Consider the following 25,755-nt stretch of genomic DNA (forward strand, 5'->3'; position numbering starts at 1 on the left):
TATTATGCTTTAATTGATTGTAGAATTGAATCAAATTTCTGAGGTATATTCTCAAGCGCGTGTCGTCCTATGATGGCGTATGACTTTGTCTCCTCAATCTTTTCACGTAAGTCAGACCTTAAGAACTGCGATACGAGTACGCTTTTTGACTTGTCGCTTCCATAGTTTTGACGTATAACGCTCATTTTGTTGATGTTGTCTTGTGTTACATCGCCTGATTTACATTCAACAAAGAGTAGTTTATTGCCTGTGTTAACGAGTATGTCTATTTCATTTTTATCGAAATCCTTCAGACGGGCTTCCATGTCGCGTGGGTTGAATGTTACGTTGCGCCATATCTCATATCTGCCGTCAGACCATCTGAATATTGCGTCTGCGACAAGTGCCTCCCACCATCTTCCTTCAAACAACAACTTTAGGGCATCGTGGTGGCAGATGTCAAGTAAGGTTGTGGCGGTGTTGTCTTTGATGCAGACAGACATAGAAGCAGGATTGTACTCATATTCATATTCCTCGGTTACAGATAGAGTTGACAATGTCTTGCTTACATATTGTCGGCGTAATTGATTAAACAGTCTTCTATTTTCATTAATGAAACAAGCTATCTTGTTTGATGCATCGAGCGTTTCTTTATCTGGTGCGGTAGTGTCATAGCTCTTTAGATGTTGTCCTTGTAGTCTGAAAATTGTCTTGTTGTCAACTTTGCCGTTCAGTGGTACGGAGGAATAGGTGTCAAGGTCGATGCATGACACCGAGTCGGTGTATATAATCCTTGCCTTATGCTGTTTGGCTACAATGTATGCACCGATAGCCATTATCTTTGTACCGCCGGTAATGTTGTAAGTTACGTTACAGTCGTTGCCTATCTTGCTGTGTATCTCTTCGCATTTTGATATTATTGATTTTATGTCGAATGCATTGATATCGCAGTATACTTTACACAACAGGCCTTTTTCTTCAAGGACTTTCTTGAGGTTGTGAGCCACTGCTAAGTTTTGCCTTGATCCTAAAACATACACCTCTTCAGAGTTAAACTCAATAATAGGGTAGTAGAGTGGCAAGTTTTCTTTTCCTAATAATGTGATGTGTACTTCTTTCATTGTACTTCTAGTCTTTCATTGTTAGCCGGACGAAACCAAGGAGATCGCAGTCTTTGCTTACGCGGCGCGTCTTGGGAAAATCATACTCCGTGTATCTAAAGTTTTTAGGCCTTGCCGCGTTTATGATATCTGACTGAAAATTGCTGCAACGTTCGCTCCATGCTCCCGTGATAAACCGCCAACCGCTGCCATGTCCTATGCGGAGAACGCATTTTTTGCCTGATTGTCCGCATTGGTCTGTCTTTTCAAGCATATCTTTGCATTTTGATATGTAGATTTCCACTTTATCGCTTTCGTCATCGTCTGCTCTTTCTTCCCAATATTCTATTTCTGATTTAAGCAGGTTGGCTGTATGGGTGTTTATTGCTGAGAACAAAGCTTCCAATGACATCATGCATTTGGGCATACGATGAACTTCTGAACGGGATTTTTCATATCTGTCCAAATCGAGCTTAAGGTCAAAAGTGGCTTCTTCTTCTTCACCGATAGCTTCAATCAGTTGCGGCTTTGATGTGTCCCAGAAGCTTCGGCTTGTCCGTTCGTTGATGTTGACCATATTAAACGCAACTGTATGGTAAACATCTGTGAAGATGGCATCTCTTATTATTAGAAATCTGAAAACGTCTTTTTTCTCATTTTCACCAAACAGGTAGTTTGACATAACCTTATCGTCGATTTTATTTCTGTTGTTATATATTTTCAGCATTTCGGGTTGCATAAGGTTTGCTTCAGTTGCCATTATAGCTGTACGGATAGCTCCTTTGATTGAACTTCCTGGAATGTAAGGCCTGCCAAGGCCGTCGTGGATGAACTCTTTTAATGTTTCGGTAACCCTTTCTCCTCCGAAATAATCAATAATTCTTGCATAGTCTTCAACTTTTGTCCCTTTAGGCGCATATGTATTGATTATTTCGTTAATCGGATTACCCCGTTCTATGGCGCGCACCCAATTATCGATATGCTCAATACCGATAAGGCTTAACACTTTGTTCGGATCTGTTACGGCTACAACGTCATAATCTTCTGAATCTTTAGTAACACAGAAGTCATTGTTCTTAATCAGCATTCTGCCGGAGCCTATATGAACAGGTGTAAGGGTCTCTATCTTTATTTCACTCATAATCTCTGTTTGATTTTGAAAACTATAGGTTTGCCGCTTCTGTAAACGGGATGCATGGCATTGTCGTTCCAATCCGGCTGTAAGTCGACAACTTTACCTTCAAGGTTATAAGTTGTTTCAAATACGGATCCTGTGCTGAACGCATAGACCATCTTTTTCCGAAGATGTCTAAATTGTGAGTTTGTGCTACCTGCCATATATCCTCCACGCTGAATAAGTGAATAAGTGCTGCCGTTGTTCATAATTTCTGCAAGTTCGTCTTGCGTAGGGATATATAGTGACAGCAGTACCGACTTATTGGCTTCGGACGGCTCGTTATATGTAAACGGAAAAGTGTCAACGTTAAACTTTCCACCGCCTACGCTCTTATCCGTACCGATGCCGGTCTCTCCTAAGAGAGTGAACAACTCTTTTAGTTTATTGAGAGTATCGCCTTTTGCATCAGTGATGCAGTAGAGGCCTGCGTTATCGGCATAGTAATGCCAGTCGAAGAAAAACGGTTCAGCATCTTTGCTACCGTCGCGTGATACACTTACTCGTTGGCTTATTTGTGATTTGAATATTAAAGGTTTCTCCTCATCTGCAAATGTACCATCAGGGACAATGAAACTGCCTTTGATTTGTGATTTTTTGATTTTCAAATTATTGCCGGTAGCCATCTCCAACCATAATGATTGTTCGATGTATCTTACTTTTTTCAGCTGTTTGCGGTATTCATGCTCTTCTGCATCAGTTACTGTAATGTCCAGCCGGCCTTGCATGCGAGGCATGAAGAAATATTTATCGTAATACGGAAATGCTGAACTTATGGCAAATGATGAGATAAATGTCTTAATGTCATCGCATAGCCCAGTGTTTGCACCAATTGCCGCCAAGGCTGACGATATGGTGTCGGAATGAAGTTCGGAAGCCGCCATGTCATAGTTCTCATGTCCCGTGCCGATGTGAACGGGTGACAAGTGGCTCATTTTTATGATGGTGTAATCGGCCATGATTAATATGTTTTTACTTCTTCTTTCATTTCTTTAAAAACAACTTGTCCGTATCCTCGTGAACCGTTGCCTCCAAGATAATCATCTTCGAGCAGTCTTATTGCATCTTTGATGGTGTTTCTGAGTTCATCCTCGTTATCTCCATCAAAAATATTCAGTACCATCTCAAGATTGAATTTCGCGCCGGCCGGTACACGTTCGAAGGTACGAGGATTTGGCTTTGCTGTTATTCTGTTTATGGTTACTTCGGTTTTACTTTCAGTGTACAGCAAGTCGGTGTTGTTAAGTTCTTCAGGATTTTTCAATTTTCCATCTCGTACTATTATTCTTGATGGATGTCCATTATTTATATTTATTTCACTTGCCACACCAAAGAGTTTTCCTGCTTTAGTGTTGGGGTCTTTAGTTACATCCCCGTTGTCTGTTTCACCGTAGGCAAGTTCTATCAACGAGCGCATTTTGCCTTTCAATGAACTGCCGGGTATGTAGGGCAACTGGGTTATTGGGTTGCGTACAACGAATTTGTCTGGGCCTCCAATATTTAGAGCTGTATTAGTGCCACCAATGTGTAATCCTGTCTTCAGTACTATTGTTCCTGTATAGATGATTTTCTTTTTCAATTTTATATCGGACATAATTTTTATTTTTTTAGTTTAAACTAGTTTTCTTCACCTCCGTATGCTTTATGGTAAGCCAATACGGCTTCGATTAAGTTACAGAAATTCTTGAAAGTTTTTTCGTCATTAACGTATGTATAGGCATCATCGAAGAAAAATTTAAATAGTTGGACTCCTAAATTTTTCCCCTCTCTTCCTGCTGCATATGCCATCTTTGGACGAAGCAGAAAAAATGAAGACTCACACTTTTTGTAATCTTCTATCTGTATGCGTTTTATTTCACCATATATACTGCGTATTTTAGAATTAGTAAGACCACTTTGTACCAATTCATTTCCTAATTCTTCTGCGTATGTAGGCAACTCTTTGTCTGCTTTATCAATAATCCAATTGGGTTTTATTGGTTTGTACATACGTCTTGCTTTTTCTCTAATTTCTTTTGGTGTCATTTTGATTGATTTTTTAGTTATTTCTTAGTTCAAGTTCAGCCCATCTGCAGGCCATGGCCCACAGTTCTATTGGGTGGTATGAGGTTGTTATTTCTTGTCTGTCAAACTTACGATTCTTGTCGCAGATGTCTGCCATGCAATGTTCTATTATTTTGCAAGCTTCTTTATTCTTTATACGGGATTTCATGCGTCCTAAATCGTATGTCAGTATCCAATATGTCTTTATATTGTTGATTTCATGACATTTTATATCTGCGTTTTCCCAATGACCAAGCAATTTGGAGATGAATGATTTTGGGAGACTTTCATCATTTTTCATTAAATTTACAATTTCGTTTTTAACGGCTTTTATAAGTGGGTACTCCTTGTCGAAGTTCATTGCCATACCTAAGAACGATAGAGAGTTCTTATTTTGAGTTCCGCATTTATGCCCTTTGGCTGTGTCTTCTTCCTTGGCACTAAGTTCGGCACCCTTTATTATCGGGAACTTTTCGTTAATGAATGTTATTCCTCCAGAGATTGAGAAAGCAGGGTTATTGCAGGTAAATTTTTTGAAGTCATTGTGAATGCGCTCGGCTAAACTGATAGTAACACTCCAATCGCCGACAATGAAGACATCATCTCCTCCACTATATATAATAACAGAATGCTCTTTGTCTGTTTCTTCCCATATAGTGTTGAGATAGCCTGAGAAGAAATAATCGAACGATCTGCTTAGTGCCGACATTCGTGACAGAGTGGAACGTTCAGACAATCCGTATTGGAATATATTGCCAAGGTTGTCTACATCCATGCGCAATATGCCTAAGCGGCTGAAGTTTCCGTCCTTAGACTTTATGCAAAGTTCATTAAATTTGTTGCACTCAAATCTGTTGCCTCCGTAGAAATCGAAGTCGAAGATGACATTTCCGCCAAGCTGTATTTGAGTTATGTCGAAATCATTGAAGAGTACAACGGATACATTTTCATCTTGCTTTTGAATTTTACTGAGATCTATGTTGTCGCCGTGGTTTATGAAATAATAATGTATTCCAAGAGCGGCAGGTTCAATATGGGTTATGTGGCTTGGCAACGGCAGTTCTTTTGTTGAGACAATCATCAGCTGATTATCCTGCAATGTCTTTCCCAATTTTATCTGCTCTTTCGTCGTTTTTCTTATTGGATAAAGTTCACCTTCTTTTAAAAGGTCTTCACCAACTCGGAAATATTCTCCCGTACAAACGTCAACAGCTCCATGTCCTTCTGTCATATAAGGGTTGAAGAACGATGCATAGTTTGCTGATATAAGATTCTTTAGTTTGTTGCTTTTCTTAACATCCTTTTTATCAAACAGTTCTTTCCAAATATCGCAAAGATTTCTCTTGCCTTGGCTGGTAAGCTCGTTCGCTTCGATTTCAATACTATCTATTGCTATGTAAAGAGACAATCCGTGAGCGTAATACATTTTGCTTTCTATCTCTTTGATTGTTTCTTCAAGTCTTTCTGCGACAACTTTGGTGTTAGGCGCTAAGAGGTAAAAGCCACCACCAGAGTTATAGATAATATTGGCTTTGAACAGACCAAGTCTATCCAGCAAAAAGCGAACTACAGCATCTGTGAGCAAACGCAGGTAGAAAGAACGGCCTTTAAGGCTTCTAGCTGCATACTTTGACACAATCTGATAGATGTAATTTTGTATTCCGCTTATGTCTGCTCCAATTAATACAAATGGTTTGGCTGTCTGTTTTTCTTCTTTGCTGATGTCATAAAGGCATACTGCTAATGCAGCAGAAGTCTTGGCATAGTCATACAGACTGATATCCGTATCTGTGCTTTGTGTGAAGGGAATGGTGGATGTATATTTTTTCAACAGTGAAAGCAAAGACTCAGACGTAACACGATAATTGTCTGATTTAAGCTTGTCAAACTCGGAGTTGAGACTTTCCCATAGTTTTTGGTAATCAGAAACCGTTGCCGGAATATCGTTATATTCTATTTGTTCTTTGTTTATTGACAGAGACGTAGGAGTTTGGCGACTGTTTCCTTTATTGCGTAAGATAAAGCATGTTGCAGGTATTAGCTTCTTCAGTTGTATCCGTTCTGTGGAACTTTTTGTTGTTTTACTGTCTGAACCTAATGCAAGCATTGATGCATTCTCAATGAATGGCAGCAGTTTGATAGTATCATCATTGCTTATATGATACTTTGACGCTAACGTGGCTAAGTGCTGTTGCATTATGTCTGTATGGTCATCGTTACACGTGACGGATTTAAGGCTGCTGATGCTGTTCAGCATAGCCGACAGATATAAATGTTCTTTCAAATAATCCATATTTGTTGTTCTTATAGTCTTTTTATCATTCCAAATCCAATACTTACACCTTTTCCCAAACCTATGTAATCAGGAAGAGATACATTGCTTTTGAAACGTATGTCGAATCCCATCATTTTTATATTCTTGAATCTATATACTTTTGGTTCATCAACTTGTAAAATTGTTACTTTTATTTTGTTATTGAAGTAAATACCCATTCCTTTTGCAAAAGACAGGATATTACCAACTAGTACATTTTCTAGAATTTGATATTTTTCGATAATATCATCTGTTTGTATGTATTTTTCGTAGTTTATCTTATTGAGTGGTAAATATTTTCGGATACTATATGTAAATTCGCTTTCCCATATTTGCACTATAGTATCGTTTGCGTCAACTTTTTCTATCTCTAATGTAGTTTTTCGGTTTCCTATATCTGCAATATCTTTATTATTATTGATAAAATCAATGATTTTATCTGTTCCTCTTTCTATAAATATTATTGCAGCATTACCGTTTATTCGTTTATATTGTATTAATGGATAATCATACCTGAATGTATTGTCTTTATCATGATTGTGAAATAATATTTCTTGTTTTTTTGTAATTTTTATAATTGCTCCACGTAAATATGGTATTTCATTAAATGAAATAGGATTTGAGAAGTTTAACCTAAAAGTTTTTATATGATTTGTGTCATGTTTTATCATAGATTTGAATGTCTCTTTTTAGTTTTCCAAAAGTGAGTTCTATGATGCAATATTACAAATAAAAAATGAGAAGGACTTATTTTTATTTAGAAAAGTTTATTTTTGTGTGGAAATATTGTTAAGATAATAATTCTATATTGACATATTCGTCTAATATAACCTTTGAATTATTTTGACGAATATGTCAATGACTTTAGAAATGTTATTATGTATCACCAATGCTATTTGTAGATGCTGTTTTGTTGAATAAATTTTTACAGCACAAGTTCAACCGGACAATGGTCGGAGCCGTATATCTCGGTGTGGATGCTTGCAGATTTTATTTTTTCTGTCAGGCGGTTTGACACGACGAAGTAGTCGATACGCCATCCTGCATTCTTCTCACGCGACTTGAAGCGGTAAGACCACCATGAGTAAATGCCTTCCTTGTCGGGATAGAAGTAGCGGAAAGTGTCTGTAAAGCCGCTTGCAAGCAGTTGGCTGAACTTGTCGCGCTCCTCGTCGGTAAATCCGGCGTTCTTTCTGTTTGTCTTCGGATTCTTCAGGTCGATTTCCTTATGAGCCACGTTCATGTCGCCGCACACTATTACGGGCTTCAACTTGTCGAGGCGCATGAGATATTCGCGGAAGTCATCTTCCCATTTCATTCTGTAGTCAAGCCTCTTCAGTCCGTCCTGAGAGTTTGGCGTATATACGGTTATCATGTAGAAATCTTCCATCTCGAGAGTTATTACGCGTCCTTCGTGGTCGTGCTCCTCTATTCCGAGTCCGTAGCTTACGCTGAGCGGCTTATGTTTAGTGAATATGGCTGTGCCGGAGTAGCCTTTTTTCTCGGCATAGTTCCAGTAAGACTCATAGCCGTCAAACTTCAGGTCGAGCTGTCCTTCCTGCATCTTTGTTTCCTGAAGGCAGAAGAAGTCGGCGTCGAGCTGTTTGAATATGTCGCTGAAGCCTTTTCCCTCACAGGCCCGCAGTCCGTTTACATTCCATGAAATTAGCTTCATAATGATGAATGGTTTTATATGGGTTAAAAAATAAAGGGCAGACTTTGTTAAATCTGCCCTCATTTATACTTTTATCGGTTTCTATGTAAAATTAGAATTTTGCCATCTTTATGGCATCAATTGCACACTCGTCACCCTTGTTGCCCAACTTTCCTCCGCTGCGGTCTTTAGCCTGCTGCAGATCGTTGGTGGTGAGCAGTCCGTAGATTACTGGAATCTCGCTCTTGGCGTTAAGACGTGCAATGCCGTAGGTTACGCCCTGACAGATGTAGTCGAAGTGAGGAGTCTCGCCTCTGATAACGCTTCCGAGGATGATTATTGCGTCATATCCGCCGTTGAGCGTCATCTGGTGTGCGCCGTAGATAAGTTCGAAGCTTCCGGGAACTGTCTTTACGTGTATGTTTTCAGGCAGTGCTCCGTGTTTCTCTAGTGTCCTTACGGCACCTTCGAGCAGTGCTCCTGTTATTTCAGGATTCCATTCGGCAACGACGATTCCGAAACACATGTTGCTTGCGTCGGGTACTTTACCGTAGTCGTAGTCAGAAAGATTGTGCAGTGCGGTAGCCATTATTTTACAGAAACTCTTTCAATATATTTGTCAATATCCTGCGAAACGGCAGAGTTAAGATACTTTGTCTTTATATCCTGATAAATCTGCAGAGCTTCGCTCTTCTTGCCCTGGCTCTCGAGAATCTCACCGGCCTGAAGCAGGAATATAGGCGAAATGCTGTTGTTGGTGTTGTCGGCAGCCTCGCTGTCTGCCATGCTTGCAGCCTTCTTGAGATATTCAACGGCCTTGTCGAGCTGCTTAACGTGTGCGTAAGCATTGCCAAGTGCAGCTACGGCTGAGGGGCTTATCATCTGATCATCGGCAGGAGAGAACTTGTCGAGATATGTTACTGCGTCGTTCCATTTGTCGAGGTTTGCATAGCAGAGTCCTGCATAGAGGTTTGCCAGGTTGCCTGCATCTGTGCTGCTGTAGTCAGATGCGATGTTTACGAATCCTACATATCCGGCTCCGTCTCCCTTCAGCGCCTTGTCGTATTGCTGATTAGAGAAATACTCCTGACCTTTAGCCAGTGCTGTGCTTGCTTCCTGCTCTTTTGGGCCTGAAACATAGGTCTCATAGCAGATGATACCTGCTACAACAAGGATAATCGCCACAATGGCGATTGAGATTGTTTTCTTATGTCTCAAGAAAACAGCCTCTTTCTGGTTGAGGGCGTCGTTCATTGTGCCCTTCTGTTCATTAAGATTTGCCATTTATATTTATTTTTATAATTAGCGGTTTATAAAGCGTGGCAAAATTACGTAAATTATCTGGTATTGTGAAATTTATTACATACTTTTTTTGTTTTTCATTGATAAATCGAGTAACTTTGCATGACAAAAGCAGCATTGGGCAATCGTAAATGTGTTATTGCCGGTATATGATTTTTATTGCTGTCCTCAAGTTGATAATTTGTCGGTAAATATGTTTTTAAAGAAGATATCCATAGTCAATTATAAGAACATCAGGGAGGCCACTCTTGACTTGTCGCCCAAGATGAACTGTTTCATAGGGCATAACGGCGAGGGAAAGACCAACATGCTTGATGCTGTATATTATATGTCGTTCTGCCGCAGCGCTTACACAACGAGCGACGCCAACGTGATACGCCACGGTGAGGATTTCTTCGTGTTAGATGCTGTTTATGTAAACGATTATGGCGATGAGGATTCTGTGTTTTGCGGCATGAAGCGCGGCTCAAAGAAGCATTTTAAGCGTAATAAGAAAGAATATAAGAAACTGTCGATGCATCTAGGCATGATACCTCTGATATTTGTCTCGCCGTCGGACACGGTGATGATTGAGGGTGGGAGCGAAGAGAGACGCCGGCTTATGGATGTGGTTATTTCGCAGTATGACAATTCTTATATCGATGCACTTAACCGTTACAATAAGGCTCTGCAGCAGAGAAATACGCTGCTTAAGACAGAGGAAGGGCCTGACATTGAATTGTTGTCGTTGCTTGAGGAACAGATGGCTTTTTACGGAGAGACAATTTATAACAAGAGAAACGACTTTATAGCCGAGCTGACTCCTTTGTTTCAGACGTTTTACAGCCGGATATCTCAGGATAAGGAAGAGGTTTCGTTGGGCTATGTGTCTCATTGTCAGCGCGGTCCGTTGCTTGATGTTATCCGTCGTGACCGCATGAAAGACCTTGCCGTGGGCTATTCTCTTCATGGTGTTCACCGCGATGACCTTGAAATGCTTATTGGCGGATATCCGATAAAGCGTGAGGGCAGCCAGGGACAGAACAAGACTTTTGTCATAGCCCTGAAGCTGGCTCAGTTTTATTTTCTTAAGCGCACTGGCTCAAAGACCACTCCGATACTGCTTCTTGACGATGTGTTCGACAAACTGGATGCGCAGAGAGTGGAGCAGATAGTGAAGATTGTTGCGGGAGACGAGTTCGGACAGATTTTCCTGACAGACACCAACCGCGACCATCTCGACCGTATATTGAGCAGTTCGTCGCTTGATTACAGGCTCTTTTATGTTGATAACGGCGACATTATGCCAAAGGAGGTTGCCGATGTTTAAGCGTGATGTTCAGACTCTGGCGGATATCCTGCAGAAATGTTTGAGGCAGGACGGACTAGAAACGCCACTGCAGCAGAAGCGTCTCATCGACTCGTGGGATAAGGTTGTAGGTAAGGTTATTGCCGGATATACGGCAGAAAAGTTTATCAAGAACCAGACGTTGTTCGTCAAGATTCTTAATCCGGCGCTGCGTGCCGATCTTACGATGATGAGAGACAGACTTGTGAAGAATCTGAACATGGAGGTGGGCGCCAATATCATTGTCGACATAAAGTTCTTCTGATGTTTTTTCGCATGCCGCATTTCGACATGTGTAGCGATGTGCTGATTGCTTTAAAAAAACATAGCAGCAATCAGATTGCGTCATCATTTTGCAGCAAGCCTATTCTTGCTTGTTAGAACTTTCGCGTATTTTTAGAATCATCGGTACGATTTCTTTGTAAATCTTTTTATCGCCGCGGATGTTTCTCAGAAGCAGGTCGCATGCTTTCTCGCCTGTAAGATGCGCCTGGTCCATTATAGCCGAAAGCTTTGGCGTTACAAAGGCGGACGACTCTGCTTCGGTAAAGCCTATGATGGCTACGTCCTTAGGTATGTGCAGTCCGAGGGTCTTTATTGCGTCAAAGGCAGCATAGGTTATGATGTCGTTGAAGGCAAGGATTGCGTCTGGCCTGTCTTCGCGTTTGAGCAATTTCAGAGTTTCGTTTCGCGCACTTTCGTAGTCGATGTTGCCGTTGATGACAATAGAGCGGTCAATTGTGATGTTTCTTTCGCGCAGAGCCTCCAGGTAGCCGTGTTTGCGGCGCTTGACCATGTCGAGATGTGTTGGTCCGCCGATAAATGCGATGCGCTTGCTGCCGGTGTCGATAAGGTGGCGTGTAGCCTGAAGTGCGGCTTCATCTCCGTTTGACACGACAGATGAGAATATGTCAGGAAGGCAAGTGCGGGCAAAGAATACCAGCGGTATACCCATCTTGTTGATTTCTGTGAAGTGAGAATAGTCTACGGTATCCTGCGCCAGACATGCTATAATTCCTTCAACGTACATGCTGACAAAGTTGTCAATGGCTTTTTCTTCTCTAATATGGTCTTCATGGCTGTTGGCTGCCACAACGGCATATCCGGCCTTCGTTGCAAAATCTTCTATTCCGTCGAGTACGGCCGCATAATAATGTGTTACCAGATTCGGCACAACTACACCTATTACTTTGGGCTTCTGTTGCCTCAGGCTTTGTGCGAATGGGTTAGGGCGGTAGTTGAGCTTCTTGGCAAGCTCTTGTACGCGAGTTCTCATTTCCTCACCTACTTCGTGGCTGTTTCTTAATGCGCGCGACACTGTCGCAATGCTGACTCCCAACTGTTCAGCCATTTCTTTTAAAGACGTTCTGCGTGCTGCCATTGCTACCTGTGTTTGTCGAATTGTTGAAGGAATAGTTAAATGATTATTGCAAATGTAATCAAAAAAAATAAAATACGCAAACGTTTACGTAACTTTAATAAAAATCGCTCAAATAGCAATGGCTCATTGCCGGATTTATGGCATACTGAAGGTTATGCGTAGATGTAATGACGTTGCTGACAGCGGTGAAATATTGTTTCCAGGAGCACTATTGAAACGTGTAGATTGAAACCGGAATTTGCGCCTGCGGCACTGGTTGTGGGTATGACAGTTTTCTGATATCCGGTCAGATGGTGAGTATATTGTTTCTCCCATTTGGGGCAGAATGTGTGAAAAAGCACAAACCCTTAAGCCGTTCTGTAGTTAGCTTAAGGGTTCGTGCTATGTCGAGACAATTTAATTTATACTTTTTTGCAGATAAGGAGATTACATGGGCAGAAGCTCTTCGCCTTCAAGTTCACATGAAGTGAATCCCATTTCTTTTGCTTTTTCTTTGTTGAATGCAAAGTATGTGGCTTTACCTTCCGTGCATATCTCGCCTTTTGAGTTTTCTAGCGTAACCTCAATAGTTACCAGGTTGCGTCTTTGTTCGGCTATGTGCGCCCTCAGCGTGATTTGCGGTTCTGTTGTCATTACCGGCTTCTTGTACCTTATTTCGAGATGAGTGGTCATTCCGCTTGTCTGCAGTTTTCTGAAAATCACCCATCCGGCTATTTCGTCAATGAGCGTGCACAATATGCCTCCGTGCATGGTGTCTATCCATCCCTGATAGTGGGTCTGCGGTTTCCAGAAGCTTATTATGTCGTCGCCGTCTTCAAAAAACTCCATATGTACACCTATCGGATTGTCGGGGCTGCATCCAAAACAGTTGTATCCTTCCTTATCCATCCATGGATTTTTAATCTTTCTCATAGGCAATAAATTATTTATGGTTGTTATCTGATTTCAGTGTCACCATGTCTTAGAACGTAAGTCGCATCATAAGCCTTACGCCGTTCTTGGTTGCCGTAGGCAGATGGTTGTAGTTCAGACGGTGTACATACTGAATATGTATAATCTTGAATATATTGTGGATTCCGGCAATTAGCTCAATATACGGACGCTTGCTGTCCATTATGTATGAACCTTCCGGGAATTCCATTAACATACCGTCGCCTGCGTTTGCTGCCAGGGTTGGGTTGTTCTTGTCGGTAAGTGTGCCCCAAAGGCATTTTATGCCAAGCCACTCGCGCCACTTTAGTTTTTTGAGGAGCGGTATGCGGTTGAATATCTTTCCGTTCAAGTCCCACGATATGTCGAGGCTTGCGTATCTGTCGTTAAGGAACTCCATGTTGTTTATCAGGTTGAATGTTTCGTCACTGATGATATACGACAGGTTGGCGGCCGGCATTATGAGCAGCGGGAACGGCACCTTGTTCCATTGTATGCCGCCCTTTGCCAGGATGTCTATCTTTCCCCAGCTGTTCAGCCACAGGCGCTTGTATATGCTTGCTTCGGTGAAGTTGTAGTCGTAGTCGCCTCCGAGGAAACCTTTTATACCTGTGGTGTGCGACAGTGTGAATACTGGTGCGTCGAGGTTTACGGGCAGACGGCGCTGCTTCGTATTTATGAATGTCTCACCCGGAGCATATCTAAGTTCAATGCGTGCCTCGGTTGTCCTGAATTTTCCCTGTCCGATCATGGCGTCTTCCATGCCGACCATAGACAAAGGCTTGAAGAAAAGGTCGCCGCAGGCTTCGTTCTCTTCTGTCTTCAGGCTTATGGTCGTTCTGAATCCCCATTCCTCTTCACGTTCGAACGAGAGCTGCTGGCGGTTGTAGAACATCATTTTTTCAACCTTAGTCCATTTCAGAGCCGTGAACACGTTATCCTTGTCGGTGTGCATGAATTTGTCTGAAGGTGAACATACGTCGTAAGTAGAAGTGAATGTCAGCGTGCGTTTCGGGAACTCTCGCGGAAGATATTCCTTCTTGTTAAACGAGTATGTCAGCTCGCCCTTGTAATAGTTCTTGCGGCTGTCCCATCCGCGTGCATAATATCCAGACAGGAACCAGTGCGGGTTAAGGTTAGCCGTTGTCTGTGCGCTGATACGAGTGCGCACTCCGTCGATGAAGTTAGAGCTTATCATCGTGTTGATAGGTCCTATGTCAACCTTGCTCGGATGGTTCTGACTTCCTGTCTCGACAAAGTTCTCTATGAATGCCCTTACACCAAAGATGATATACTTGAAGGCTTTCTGCTGACTCAGGTTGTTGATGAATGCATCCATCGAACTTTCACTTTTTGTCAGCTCCACGCTTCGGTATTTGTCCCAGAAAGCTTCGTCGCGCATCATGGCATTAGACTCATGCAGCACTTTCGTCTTGCCTTTAAACAGTTTGTCGGGCAGTTCGTCAAAGGCATAGTCGCTCATTCGTGTCGTTCGTATTACTATGGCTTTGGTTAGGAACTTGGCTATCGACATTTCAACGAACATGTCGTCGGTTGTCAAAGCCCAGTCACCTTCGGGCAGGCGGGTGTATTCCTGTATAATCTGAAGATTGTCGACAAAGTTGACGTCGCTTTTCTTTGGAAGCGTCAGGTTGCATCGTTTTACGTGCAGCGTTGAGTCAGCCAGAATCCATATTTCGCCCCTGAATCCGAAGTCCTGCTGGTTGTTGGGCAGAAACTGCAGATGGAAACACTTGTCTCTGTCAACGTATACGGTGTCGACAATGTAGAAGCGGTAAAATGATATGGCGTCCTTGCCGATAGGGCTTGTAAACGGATATTGCAGCAGACGGATCTGGTCGTCATACAGGTCTACGTCTGTGAATACGTCTTTTAGCACGTTGTTCAGGATGTCTCCTGTTTCAATCAGGTCGTTGACACCCGATGAACTTTGTCCCATTATTATCGACTTCTCGGTCTTCGGGTCTTTCCTGTATATGTTTCTTGTAACTGTCTCGTCGACAGACAACGGCAGAATGAGCTTGTTGTTGTACGGACAAGTCTCAATCTGGTTAATCAGCCATTTTTTCTTTTTCAGTTTTTCGTTCTCAAGCTCGGTAGGCTTAATGTCGTTTATGGCGAACGTTATTTTCTGATATTTGTTAAACTGATAATAGTCGTGGTTGGCAAGGTCGGTGCGTTTCTTAGCCGCAATGACACGCTTCATCAGCTCTACGGCCGGATTATTCTTGCGGCTGTATTTGCTTCGCTTCGTCTTCACCGTTACGCCTTTCAGCTGCTTGGTGTCAGTCTTGAGCGTGATTTTCATTTCTGAAGGCGTGTTCGGGCCTATCAGAATGGTGAGTTCCTGATATCCAACGGCGCTGAACGTAAGCTTCTCACCGTTAAGACGCTTTATAGAGAAGCGTCCGTAGGCATTTCCCGATGTAGCAATCTTCTCTTTTTTATATTGCACGCTGGGAAACGGAATGGTGTCGCCGGTGGATTCTTCAACAACAACACCTGTTATTGTCTGTGCGCCTGCTGCCTGTGCTAGTATTAAAAGAAGTAATATCAGAATATTTTTCATTATATGATTTTCTGTTTATTTTGAACCGTTGTTGTTTTTAGCGTATGAAGGGTCCGGTGTCCTTTGCATTAAAGAATCTGACTCAGGTCGGTTATGATCTTGTCAGGTATGGTCTCATCATATTTTTCGTCGGTCCAGCCTTCGCCTTTGAACCATATAGTCTTGCATCCGGCTTTCTTGGCAGGTGTGATGTCCTTGTAGAAGCTGTCGCCTACTACGGTTGTGTCGGCGGGATTTAGCTTCAATGCCTCTACGCCGAGAGTGAATATGCGCGGGTCGGGTTTGCGTATGCCAACGACGGCCGACTCTATAATATTAAGAAACAGATTGTCGAGTCCGAACTCCTTAAGCACCACGCTGATGTTGCCGTAGAAGTTGCTCACGAGCACCATCGGATGATTCTCGTTTATGCGGGTCAGCACCTCGCGGCTGTGACTCGTCTCTCTCTTCACCTCTTCATAAAGGTCTTCGAGTATGGTCTTATGGCTTTTTACATATTCATCCTCTGACACGTTCCAGTAGCCTTCTGCCATGAGATATTCCATCTCTATGCGCAGTTTTGTGTCGAGCGTTTTGTGGAAAGTGTATTCTGGCTGAATTATGGGGTGTGAGCCTAACGTGCGTTCAGCATGAACGTATGCCTCGCGAAACTGTTCTTCAGTTACAGGTATGTTGTGGCGGCTGTAGGCATGCCATAGCACCTTGCCCCAGTGGCGGCCGGCGGTGTCGAGCGTGCCGCCGTAGTCGAAGATATATCCTTTTGTCATTGAATCTTTTTTGTTATTTTCTTGCACAGTGATTCATGCTTCTTGTGCATGTAGATATATAGAATGTTCATCAGCGTTATCTCTATGAGCATGTACACCCACGGGCAGCCGAGCAGGCATGTAACGTAGATGCATATTGCGCGCGTATTGAAAGTCAGGATGTTGGTGTACTTCATCAGCGGACGGCTTCCCTCAAGAAACTCCTCTCTGATGTCGGCCGGCACCTGCGATGCGCTGCCGTATTTTTCTTTCATCACCTTTATCATCTTCTGAAAAGCAGGCGAACGTTTCTCCTGACTCTTGCAGTAGTTGGCGTAGTTGTAGTAGAACAGATGCTCGAACAAGGCTCCGTGCTTGGGCAGCGACTTGTATATCTTTATCTGACTTTCGTAAGTGTCGAGTTCGCTGCCTTCCTTGCCTTTAAGGAAAAACAGGTGTATCTGACGGTAATAGTCGGAAAGCGAGCTCTGAGGCGAATGGCACATCACTCCGGCTATGAAGGCAATGACCCATATCCACAGGCCCCATTGTATGTCAAGTCCGGGGATGGTCTGTCCCATCATGCGGTATGAAAGGGCTGCATATATCGCAAAGAACCACACGTCTCCCGAGAAGCCGTCGAGCACTCGGCCAAGAAGCGTCTTCTGTCCCGTAAGGCGTGCAAGCTGTCCATCGGTTGAGTCGCAGAAGTTGGCAAACATAAGCAGCACGATGCCTGCAATGTTGTGCATTATGTCTGTGTATGAGAACATCCATCCGGCGCCGACGCCCAAGAATATTGACAGTATTGTTATCGTGTTAGGGTGGACGCCTAGCTTCTTCCACATTAGGGCGAACATCAGTCCGATGGGGCGCGTGAAGTGAACGTCGAGCCACTCTTCCGTATCTTGTGATTTCAGTGATGCGTTAAGCATCTCTTTAAAATTGCTCATAAGTTTCTTTCTGTTTTTTATAACGTTACATCTTTTTGCAGATTATCTCTGCCATGGCCTCGGCTGCCTCTTCGCGGCATCTTGAAAAGCTGGGCCAGTCGTTAAAGTCTATTATTGCATACGAACCGTCCTCGCGCACAATGCAGTCGCCTCCGTATATGTCGATGTTTATCAGCGATGCAGCCTTCTCGGCGTCGGCTTTAAGGTGTGCGGTGTCAAACTCATAGTGGGCAGGCTTGCCGTTGACACGCTCGTCGCCGAATTTCGACACGCCGTCGTCGCCGGGATAATATGTCCTGAAAAAGTCGGTGCCCCTGACGCCGTAGAACTTCACGAGGTCGCCCATGACGTGTGCGGTTACCACAATCTGCGTTATGCCTCTTGCCGCAAAAACGGCTATTTTGTTGTCTCTTTCAGTCTCGTCTGCCGCGAACACCACGTCGTCTTTGCTCTGTGCAGCCTCGTCGCCGCGCTTAATCCAGTAGCCACTGTTGCCGGTGAGCGGTGCCACGGGTATGCCGTTGCTTCGCATCACGCTGTCTATGTTGGCCCTTGCGCATGCCCTTACGCCTTCGGGCGAGTTGATTACCGTTGTGCCTAGACGCTGCTGTTCCTCCAGAAAGTTTAGCGTAGAGCTGAGGCGTCCCATGGTAAGAATCATGTCAGCGTGTCCGCATTCGCCCAGTTGCTCTTCCTTTACGGCTGTTGTTTCGTGCCCTTTTGCCTGAAGTCTTGAGCATACGGCGTCCATTATGGCCTTGTCTTTTTCAACGGAGTTAGGTGAGAACTTTTCGGCACGGTATATAGCTATCACCTTCTTCATGACTCTCCGTTCAAAAACTTTTCAGCCTTGGCTATGTCGCCGGCATGGTCAATGTCGAGCACCTTGCTGAAGAGCCTTGCCTTCAGGCGGCATCCTGCTGCAACGAGCGCGCGCTGAAAGTTGCGCATGCGGCTGTCTCCGCGTTCTATACACTGCCGCAGGATGGTTATTGCTCTGGGGGTAAGTCCGTAGATTCCGCCGGAAATAAGTTTGCAGCCGTTCTGCTCGTCGAAGAATCCCGTTATGTTCATGTCGCTGTCTGCTCCTACATACAGCGGCTTTTCGTCGTCGATAAAGTCGGTTACGCCCATCATTCCGTCGGCGGTTCCGTTCTCAACACATTTGTTAAACTCTTTGATGTATTGTGCAAATTCTTTTTCGTGGAATATAGTGTCTACCGTGGTCAGGCAGAACGGGCCGTCTTCAAGATATTTGCTTATTTCGTAGAAGCTGTGCATCGAGCTCGGCGTGCTCTTCACTATATATTCAAGCGGCACGGCTGTTCCGTTAAGACCTTTCTCCTTCAGCTCTGCCAGATGCTGGCTGACGGCAGTCATGTTGCTGTTGCATATTACGATTATTTGTTCCGCGTGGTTATCCATGAACACGCTAATCAGCCGGTCAATCAGGCAAACGCCGTTGACTTTGACCAGAGGTTTGGGGGCATTTACGCCCTCTTTTGCCAACCGTGAACCTTCGCCGGCGGCAATAATGGCATATTTCATAAAGATATCTTTTTACTCAATGAGTGCGCAAAGTTAGCCATTATTGGTGAAAGTAGAAAACTTTTTAGTGTATTTTTGTTTTTGCATAAAGGTTATAATTACAATATCTTAGCCGCATTTCCGCTCTGAATGTGCCTAAAATTAATGTGTTTGAATATCCTTGTTATTTTATCTGCATATCAGTGTCATTAATAAAATTTAATATGTCGGCAGGTCTGTTATTGTGGTTTGTGCCGTTCTGTAATGTCGTCAAGCGGCGGCAATGCCGTTCGTTTATATATATTTATATAGGTGTGGCAGCACTGGTCGCAGCTGTATCAGCCTGCATTTCAGATAGTATATTCATCATTTGTGTCATGCACGGCATGGAGTGTGTGGTGACCTTATAGTATAAAGGATGGTTATGGATTGATGAGGCGCTTGTGCTCGCCGTACATCATATTGCAAAATGTCTTCCGGATAATCATAGCAAAGTGTCAGACGGATTATGTCTGAGTTTTTGTGTGAAATAGAAATGCCTTGTCGTTCATATCAGTGCTTTTGGTAAAGCATGTTTACAAAATGCGGCAAATGTTACGTTTCTTTTTGTAAAAGCATGCCTTTTACCGTTCCAAAAGCCACGTTTCTGACTTCAAAAGCAGTGAGTTTGCAGTGCATTTTGCTGCCTTTTATATGGATTTTATGTGATGATTTGTTGCACAGATTGCCGGGATTTGAACTAACACGCTGATTTAATATGCTTTACGTCTGCACACTATTTCTGCGCTATTTTCGGATAAATGATTTTAATTTTCAAATATCCTCGTTGTGGAACGTCGACAAAAATCATAATGAAAGCATATGGCGGCAGATGCTTTCATTATGATTTGGGTTAAAAGTAATGTAGTTGAAAAAATATTATGTCATGATGCCTGTATATAAAATATTTCGCTATCTTTGCCGTCGGCGGTAGTGCCCGTTTCTCTTTCTGTTATGTCATACGCTGATTGTAGGCACGTGTCTATTGGCAGACAGAGATGTGGTGCAAGCTAAAAACCTTTCGGTGTTTCGGCTCATTGCGAGTAAACATTGTTTGTTTTATTTGATATTAACCTCTAAAATTTTAAGGTAATGAGAAAAAATGTTATTCTTACGGTCATTGCGCTCATGATGTCTTTATCTTCGGTCATGGCTCAAGACAAGGTTTATCAGTTGTCGAGTCATATACTTGACATTAACACCGGTCGCCCTGCGCAGGGCGTAAAGATTGTGTTGTCAAAGCTGTCAGGTGAAAATAACTGGAGCGTCATGGAGGAAAGGACTACCGACGGGAACGGACGCGTTAAGGATTTTCTTGAGAAAAGGACAGGTGCAGACAACCGTGGCGTGTATAAACTTACATATTACGTTGCCCCGTATTTCGAGTCGCAGGCACAAGACACTTTCTATCCATTTATCGACGTGGTGTTCGAGATAAAGGACGATAGTCATTACCACGTGCCGATAACGCTTTCGCCTTACGGATATTCTACTTATCGGGGCAGCTGAACCAGGTGCAATCTGTGCCTTCATGCAGGTCTGTCTGCTGCTTGTCTTATGGCATTATGTGCAGATATGCCTGCCGCATATTGGTGATTAATGTTTTCTGCCGGTGTGTCTACATTGTCCGGGTATTGTTTCTGGCAAGATGTTCCGGCGATTAAGGGAGTAACACATCCGGCAGAAAACATTTTGGTAAATAATAATTCTTCAGTATTCAAGCACACATCCGGTCGGTGCTTATCTCACATTTACGCTCCCTGATCCGGTTACGCTCTCATCATGTTTATTCACCTTGCCTTGGATGTCGATAGAGCCCGAACCTGTTATTTTGCTTTTTGCATAGCCGATGTTGGCGTTGTTAAGCTCTATTGAGCCCGATCCGGTTATGCTGCCGGTAACGTTTTTAATCGTTGCGTTGCTGATGCTTATCGAGCCTGAGCCAGGAATGCCCATGTCGCTTTGTGCCGTAGTGAGACTGTTTATTTCAATGCTTCCGCTGCCCACGACGCCTATTGACGATTCGTTGCATATTATGCTGTTGATAGAAATGTCTCCGCTTCCGGTTATCTTCAGCTTCAGCCTGTCGGTGTCGATGCCCTCTTTGGCGCTGAAGTTGCCTGAGCCGAGAACAGACACGCCTCTTATGTTGGGCGAGGTTACATATACGTTGACATCCTTGCGCGGATTTCTGAGCAGCGACATCAGTGATATGCTTTTCGACTCTTCCTTGATGTGCAGCGTGTTGTCCTTGCTGTATATCTTCATCCGTTTAATGTCTTCCTCATTTCCTGATACTTTTACGGAAGTTTTGTTCCCCTGTATGAAGTAGACGTTGTTGCTTCCTTCAATGCTGATGTCGGTAAAGTCGTTCACGTTTATGTTTCTCTCTACATAATTTTCACTGTTTTTTACGGCATTCTCCGTCTTGCATGCCTGTAGCGCAATGGCCATCAACGGCAATAAAAGTAGTCTGATGTTCATATTCTTCATATTTTTATTTTGTTCTTTATATCATTAAGACGTAACAGGAGCTGAAAAAGTTGCACGCTATCAGACTTTTTTTCAGGATTAATAAATAATTTGGCAAGTCAGACTATGAATCCTGTCGGACGTCGGTCTGTATGTTGTTCAGCTCACTCTGCATATTGATGCTGTTGTCAGTCTTTTAATTTCCTTGGTTGTCTTGCGGTCTGCTTTTATTTGCATAGGCAGTTATGCCGTTAAAGAAAGCAGGTGCTTGCCTGCCTGATGCAGCGTAAAGATACGGCAGGATGACAACGGCTGGTCAGGATAAAAAACGAAAAAAGGTTGGCTCAGGCCTTACGGCCGTTGCCAACCCCAGTTTAAACAGTTTTGATTATCTGAGAATATTATTATTGTCTTTCCTCAAGAAACTTTCTTGCGGCGCGCAGCTGATGGCGCATGATGCTGACAAACTCCTGGCTCTCCTGCAGAATGTTAAGATAGAGCAGCGACACTTTCAGGTTTGTGCTGTTGTCCTGATACATGTGGTCTATCACATTCTTGCGCATTGCTGACAGCTCTTCTTTAAGTTCCTCTGCTATGGCGAGAGTCTCCTGATACAGGTCGTATCTGTTGGTCGAAATCATCTGCTCTGTGTGGTTCATCAGTTCGCTTATCTTGCGGCGCACGCTTTCAAGTTCGTTGAGATAAACCTTAGGCAGCGGGTTGAAGTTGTTGTCAACGTGCTCCTTTATCGGGTCGAGCATACGTTTCAGACAGTAGATAAACTGCTGGTTGCTGTTGGCTCCCAGATGGAACCATGTGTTGCGCTCGATAGCTATGTCTCCCGGTATGCGTCTCATTGCAAGAAGTTCCTTGCGGCGGAATTTCTTCAGCTGCGACTGCTCCTCTTTCAGTGCGCTTCCGCAGTGGCGCAGTTCGCGCAGGCTCTCGTTGCTGATGCCTTCAACTATGCGGTTGTACTGCTCGAGGGCAAATCTTGTTACGAAGCTCTGTGTGCGGGCAACATGCTTTGACAGCAGATCCCATACAATCTCTTTGTCCTTTGTGCGCATCATCAGCTGGAACACGTCGTCTTTCTTCTCCTCCTTCACCTTCTTTGCATAGTTGCGGTTGCTTCTCCAGAGCAGATAGATGTCGAGGCACATGAAGGCAATCATTACGATGAATCCGCCGAAGTGCATCAGGGCACATACTATTGCGCAGACTGCAAAGGCAACGCCGGCTGTTACGAACCATCCGCCGATTACTGATATTACACCTGTTACACGGAACACGGCGCTCTCGCGGCTCCATGCGCGGTCGGCAAGTGAGCTACCCATGGCAACCATGAATGTAACGTATGTTGTTGAAAGAGGCAATTTATAGTTTGTACCAACTACGATGAGCAATGCTGCAAGCACCAGGTTGACAGCTGCACGCACCTCGTCGAATGCTGCGCCCTGAGCAAGTATCACTTCTTCTTTGTTGAATCTGCTGTCAATCCATTTGATGGCTTTGGCAGGTATTATCTTTGATACGGTTTCGCCGATATCCTGTGTGGCTCTTACCATACTGCGTGCCACGCGTGATGATCCGAACATTTCGTCGCCCTCATCCTGACGGCTTAGGTCAACGCTGGTCTTAACCACGTTCTGTGCCTTCTTTGATGTGGCCATTGCTATGATCATTATGATTCCGGCAATAAGCAGATAGAGCAGGGGACTCTTGGCTGATGTCATGAGTGAGTCCATCATGAATGAGTCGTAGTTGCCGTGACCGTTGGCAAGGAAGTCGTTAAGAGAGTCGAGACCGGCAAGAGGCACACCGATGAAGTTTACAAGGTCGTTGCCTGCGAAAGCCATGGCAAGGGCGAATGTGCCGAGAAGCACAATCAGCTTGAACACGTTGATGCGCAGAAGATGGATTATCTCCATGAGTATTGTTGAGGCTATCAGTGTGATAATCATCAGCATTGATGTGTTCTCCTCAATCCATGTACGCGCTGTCTCAGCGATATACGGCGACTTGCCGATACCCTTGATAAGGATGAAGTATGTAAGTGTTGTGAACGCTATACCGCCGAATATGGCTATTGTGTAGCGCAGGTGTTTCTTGTAGTTGAATGTAAAGATCAGTCGTGAAATCCATTGCACGATAATTCCGAAGAAGAAGGCGATGGCCACCGACACGAATATGGCAATGATTACGCTCAGCGCCTTGTCGCTGTTAAGCAGGTCGTAGATGGTGAGTGACGGATCGGCATGCATCTTCAGCATAGCCAGGATGAATGTACCTCCGAGAAGCTCGAACACAAGCGATACTGTGGTTGACGTAGGCATACCGAGAGTGTTGAACACGTCGAGTATGATGACGTCAGTAACCATTACGGCCAGGAATATCGTCATTACTTCCTGAAAGGTGTAGTTCTCCGGCCTCATTATGCCATGGCGTGCCACGTCCATCATTCCGGCGCTCATCACGGCTCCGATAAGTACACCGACGGAGGCAACTATCAGCACCGTACGGTATTTGGCTACCTTGGCGCCAATGGCCGAGTTTAAAAAGTTAACCGCGTCGTTGCTGACGCCAACAAACAGGTCGAAGACTGCAAGCAAAAGCAGAAATGCGACAATTAAAAAATAAATTTCTGTCATAAACTGTAATTTGTTATGAGTGATTCCGTTTTATTTCACGCTGCAAAAGTAGAAAATACGTGTTACAGCGGTTTTAAACAGATGTTTCATTTATGTTACAATTATGACATTGCGCACTTTTTTGGTCGTATTATATAATAAGGTATACCTTTGTGTTTTGTGCCGGCAGCGTTGTGTTATATTAACTTTTTGCAGGTTAAGGTGATAAGAGTTCCGAATAGCACTGTGCCGGTGATAACGGCATAAGGGCCGGCATGGGTGAGTCTTTTTGCGTTGTGAGTCAGACCGCTTGACCATGCAGGCCCTTATGCGCCGATGTTGCAGACGTAGCATTACACCCTCTGCTCGGTGTTGTTCAGTTTCAGCATGTTTTCGGGCACGCTGCTTTTTATTGTATCTATGAGCATGTTGAGCACGGCATGCCTTACGAAGCTCTTTGTCGTCATCATGATAATCTCTCTTGTCGGTATTGGGATGGCGAAGGGGCGTATCAGTTCTCGTTGCCTGTCGGAAAGCTGCGGCAGGGCAAGTTCGGGTATGAAAGTTATGCCCTTGCCGTTCTCAACCATGCGCATGAATGTCTCTATGCTCCCCAGGCTATATGTTGTCTTGCTTGTGCGTGCCTCCTTAAGGTCGCAGAATTTTACCAGCTGGTCGCGGAAGCAGTGCCCCTCGTCGAGCAGCCATATAAATTCGTTGTTAAGGTCGGCCGTGCGTATGCTCTTTTTCTCAAACAGCCTGTCCTCGCGCGACACGTATGCAATGAACTGCTCGTAGAAAAGTGTGGTAGATGCAAAATGTTCCATGTTGTCCAGCCTTACCAATATGGCCGCATCTATTTCGGCCCTTGCGAGGGCTCTTTTTATTTCTTCGGTCTTCATCTCTATGACCTTTAGCTCCATCTCAGGATGCTGCGATGTAAGCTGTGGAAAGAAGCGCGGCAGCAGATAAGGCGCTATGGTGGGCAGTATGCCTATCCTGAATGTTCCGCCAAGAGCCTGCTTGGCCTCAGCAACAATGTCTTTTATCTTTCTTGCGCGTATCAGCACCTTCCACGACTGCTCTATCACTCTCTGTCCTATGTCGGTAGGAGTAACGGGCTGTGCCGTGCGGTCGAATATCTTTATGCCCAGCTCGTCTTCAAGTTTTTGTATCATGGAGCTAAGTGTGGGTTGCGTTACCTTGCAGTATTCGGCTGCCTTGGCAAAGTGGCGCAGTCTGTAGACGGCCACGATATATTCCATTTGTTGTAGTGTCATGTTGCTGTTGCTTTTTGTCTTCAGGCCGCAAACATACACATAAATTCTGAAAAGATAAATTTTTGAGCCGAATATTTTTGTGCTGTCATCATTTGTGGGTATGCCGTTTTGTCTGTTCCGCTGCCGCATGCGGCTTAGTCCCTGCCGCAGCGTGTTTTGCCCTGTTTCAGGCAGGTGTAGCTCCATTTCTTTATGTGCTTTACGGGGCCGTTATAGGTTTTGTCTATCATGCAATAGAAAAAATCTGTTTGCTTTGTTTTGTGGCGCAAACTATCTTTGCATTGTCAAAACGACATAGAGCTGAAATTTAATAA

General features: G+C 43.9%; 23 protein-coding genes. 3 read left to right on the forward strand and 20 right to left on the reverse strand.

The genetic code is table 11. The features are described 5' to 3' along the window. Window positions 1-2 precede the first annotated feature (2 nt). The 10 genes from ACZMIG_RS09160 to ACZMIG_RS09205 all read right to left on the reverse strand — a co-directional run bounded on the left by ACZMIG_RS09160 (window position 3) and on the right by ACZMIG_RS09205 (window position 9,548). Complete coding sequence (locus ACZMIG_RS09160) at window positions 3-1,100, reverse strand: HFX_2341 family transcriptional regulator domain-containing protein (protein ID WP_487889456.1); 1,098 nt, start codon at window positions 1,098-1,100, stop codon at window positions 3-5. 7 nt (window positions 1,101-1,107) lie between these two features. Then, window positions 1,108-2,220 carry a type III-A CRISPR-associated RAMP protein Csm5 gene (gene csm5 / locus ACZMIG_RS09165; protein WP_487889457.1) on the reverse strand — a complete coding sequence of 371 codons (1,113 nt, stop codon included), beginning with the start codon at window positions 2,218-2,220 and terminating at the stop codon, window positions 1,108-1,110. Further along, complete coding sequence (gene csm4, locus ACZMIG_RS09170; RefSeq protein ID WP_487889458.1) at window positions 2,217-3,212, reverse strand: type III-A CRISPR-associated RAMP protein Csm4; 996 nt, start codon at window positions 3,210-3,212, stop codon at window positions 2,217-2,219. Before csm4 ends, csm5 begins: the two co-directional genes overlap by 4 nt. A 2-nt stretch (window positions 3,213-3,214) precedes the next feature. Continuing rightward, window positions 3,215-3,847, reverse strand: coding sequence for a type III-A CRISPR-associated RAMP protein Csm3 (gene csm3 / locus ACZMIG_RS09175; RefSeq protein ID WP_487889459.1), 633 nt, complete (start codon window positions 3,845-3,847; stop codon window positions 3,215-3,217). A gap of 23 nt (window positions 3,848-3,870) precedes the next feature. After that, a complete protein-coding gene (gene csm2 / locus ACZMIG_RS09180) occupies window positions 3,871-4,278 on the reverse strand; it encodes a type III-A CRISPR-associated protein Csm2 (RefSeq protein ID WP_487889460.1) in 408 nt (135 codons plus the stop codon). A gap of 13 nt (window positions 4,279-4,291) precedes the next feature. After that, window positions 4,292-6,589 carry a type III-A CRISPR-associated protein Cas10/Csm1 gene (cas10, locus tag ACZMIG_RS09185; protein ID WP_487889461.1) on the reverse strand — a complete coding sequence of 766 codons (2,298 nt, stop codon included), beginning with the start codon at window positions 6,587-6,589 and terminating at the stop codon, window positions 4,292-4,294. A gap of 11 nt (window positions 6,590-6,600) precedes the next feature. Further along, window positions 6,601-7,281, reverse strand: coding sequence for a CRISPR-associated endonuclease Cas6 (locus tag ACZMIG_RS09190; RefSeq protein ID WP_302023299.1), 681 nt, complete (start codon window positions 7,279-7,281; stop codon window positions 6,601-6,603). 254 nt (window positions 7,282-7,535) lie between these two features. Continuing rightward, window positions 7,536-8,288 carry an exodeoxyribonuclease III gene (locus ACZMIG_RS09195; protein WP_288172712.1) on the reverse strand — a complete coding sequence of 251 codons (753 nt, stop codon included), beginning with the start codon at window positions 8,286-8,288 and terminating at the stop codon, window positions 7,536-7,538. An 88-nt stretch (window positions 8,289-8,376) separates the two neighbouring features. Then, window positions 8,377-8,853, reverse strand: a complete 477-nt coding sequence (ribH, locus tag ACZMIG_RS09200; RefSeq protein ID WP_021854716.1) for a 6,7-dimethyl-8-ribityllumazine synthase — start codon at window positions 8,851-8,853, stop codon at window positions 8,377-8,379. Next, complete coding sequence (locus ACZMIG_RS09205; protein WP_021854717.1) at window positions 8,853-9,548, reverse strand: tetratricopeptide repeat protein; 696 nt, start codon at window positions 9,546-9,548, stop codon at window positions 8,853-8,855. Before ACZMIG_RS09205 ends, ribH begins: the two co-directional genes overlap by 1 nt. 211 nt (window positions 9,549-9,759) lie before the next feature. On the opposite strand from ACZMIG_RS09205, the gene recF reads away from it, so the two are divergent. Beyond that, window positions 9,760-10,875: a DNA replication/repair protein RecF gene (recF, locus tag ACZMIG_RS09210; protein WP_125103906.1), complete on the forward strand. Its 1,116-nt coding sequence runs from the start codon at window positions 9,760-9,762 to the stop codon at window positions 10,873-10,875. Next, window positions 10,868-11,158, forward strand: coding sequence for a DciA family protein (locus tag ACZMIG_RS09215; protein ID WP_021854719.1), 291 nt, complete (start codon window positions 10,868-10,870; stop codon window positions 11,156-11,158). The genes recF and ACZMIG_RS09215 overlap by 8 nt, the downstream gene beginning before the upstream one ends. Before the next feature lie 99 nt (window positions 11,159-11,257). Here the strand turns inward: ACZMIG_RS09215 and ACZMIG_RS09220 are convergent, their stop codons facing one another. From ACZMIG_RS09220 to ACZMIG_RS09250, 7 genes are all read right to left on the reverse strand, one after another. After that, window positions 11,258-12,274: a LacI family DNA-binding transcriptional regulator gene (locus ACZMIG_RS09220; protein WP_021854720.1), complete on the reverse strand. Its 1,017-nt coding sequence runs from the start codon at window positions 12,272-12,274 to the stop codon at window positions 11,258-11,260. 426 nt (window positions 12,275-12,700) lie between these two features. Continuing rightward, entirely contained in the window at window positions 12,701-13,186 is a 486-nt protein-coding gene (locus tag ACZMIG_RS09225) for a PaaI family thioesterase (protein ID WP_053398302.1), read from the reverse strand. 49 nt (window positions 13,187-13,235) lie between these two features. Beyond that, a complete protein-coding gene (locus tag ACZMIG_RS09230; RefSeq protein ID WP_302951873.1) occupies window positions 13,236-15,794 on the reverse strand; it encodes a DUF5686 family protein in 2,559 nt (852 codons plus the stop codon). A 68-nt stretch (window positions 15,795-15,862) separates the two neighbouring features. After that, on the reverse strand, window positions 15,863-16,561 hold the full coding sequence (locus tag ACZMIG_RS09235) for an HAD family hydrolase (protein ID WP_021854724.1): 699 nt from the start codon (window positions 16,559-16,561) through the stop codon (window positions 15,863-15,865). After that, window positions 16,558-17,493, reverse strand: a complete 936-nt coding sequence (locus ACZMIG_RS09240) for a CDP-alcohol phosphatidyltransferase family protein (protein ID WP_418874192.1) — start codon at window positions 17,491-17,493, stop codon at window positions 16,558-16,560. The genes ACZMIG_RS09235 and ACZMIG_RS09240 overlap by 4 nt, the downstream gene beginning before the upstream one ends. Window positions 17,494-17,518: 25 nt before the next feature. After that, complete coding sequence (locus tag ACZMIG_RS09245) at window positions 17,519-18,316, reverse strand: ATP-grasp domain-containing protein (protein ID WP_484446465.1); 798 nt, start codon at window positions 18,314-18,316, stop codon at window positions 17,519-17,521. Continuing rightward, window positions 18,313-19,041 carry a sugar phosphate nucleotidyltransferase gene (locus ACZMIG_RS09250; protein WP_487889462.1) on the reverse strand — a complete coding sequence of 243 codons (729 nt, stop codon included), beginning with the start codon at window positions 19,039-19,041 and terminating at the stop codon, window positions 18,313-18,315. The genes ACZMIG_RS09245 and ACZMIG_RS09250 overlap by 4 nt, the downstream gene beginning before the upstream one ends. A 1,110-nt stretch (window positions 19,042-20,151) precedes the next feature. Between ACZMIG_RS09250 and uraH the strand changes: the two genes are divergently transcribed. Further along, window positions 20,152-20,568 (forward strand): hydroxyisourate hydrolase, encoded by a 417-nt coding sequence (gene uraH, locus ACZMIG_RS09255; RefSeq protein ID WP_053398307.1) that lies wholly within the window; start codon window positions 20,152-20,154, stop codon window positions 20,566-20,568. Between the two features lie 231 nt (window positions 20,569-20,799). Here the strand turns inward: uraH and ACZMIG_RS09260 are convergent, their stop codons facing one another. The 3 genes from ACZMIG_RS09260 to ACZMIG_RS09270 form a co-directional block, all read right to left on the reverse strand. Further along, entirely contained in the window at window positions 20,800-21,543 is a 744-nt protein-coding gene (locus ACZMIG_RS09260; RefSeq protein ID WP_288950388.1) for a head GIN domain-containing protein, read from the reverse strand. 392 nt (window positions 21,544-21,935) lie between these two features. After that, window positions 21,936-24,182: an inorganic phosphate transporter gene (locus ACZMIG_RS09265; protein ID WP_053398309.1), complete on the reverse strand. Its 2,247-nt coding sequence runs from the start codon at window positions 24,180-24,182 to the stop codon at window positions 21,936-21,938. Window positions 24,183-24,514: 332 nt separating this feature from the next. Beyond that, window positions 24,515-25,441 (reverse strand): hydrogen peroxide-inducible genes activator, encoded by a 927-nt coding sequence (locus ACZMIG_RS09270; protein ID WP_125105278.1) that lies wholly within the window; start codon window positions 25,439-25,441, stop codon window positions 24,515-24,517. Window positions 25,442-25,755: the final 314 nt, after the last annotated feature.

It is taken from the genome of Xylanibacter sp. (assembly GCF_057607445.1).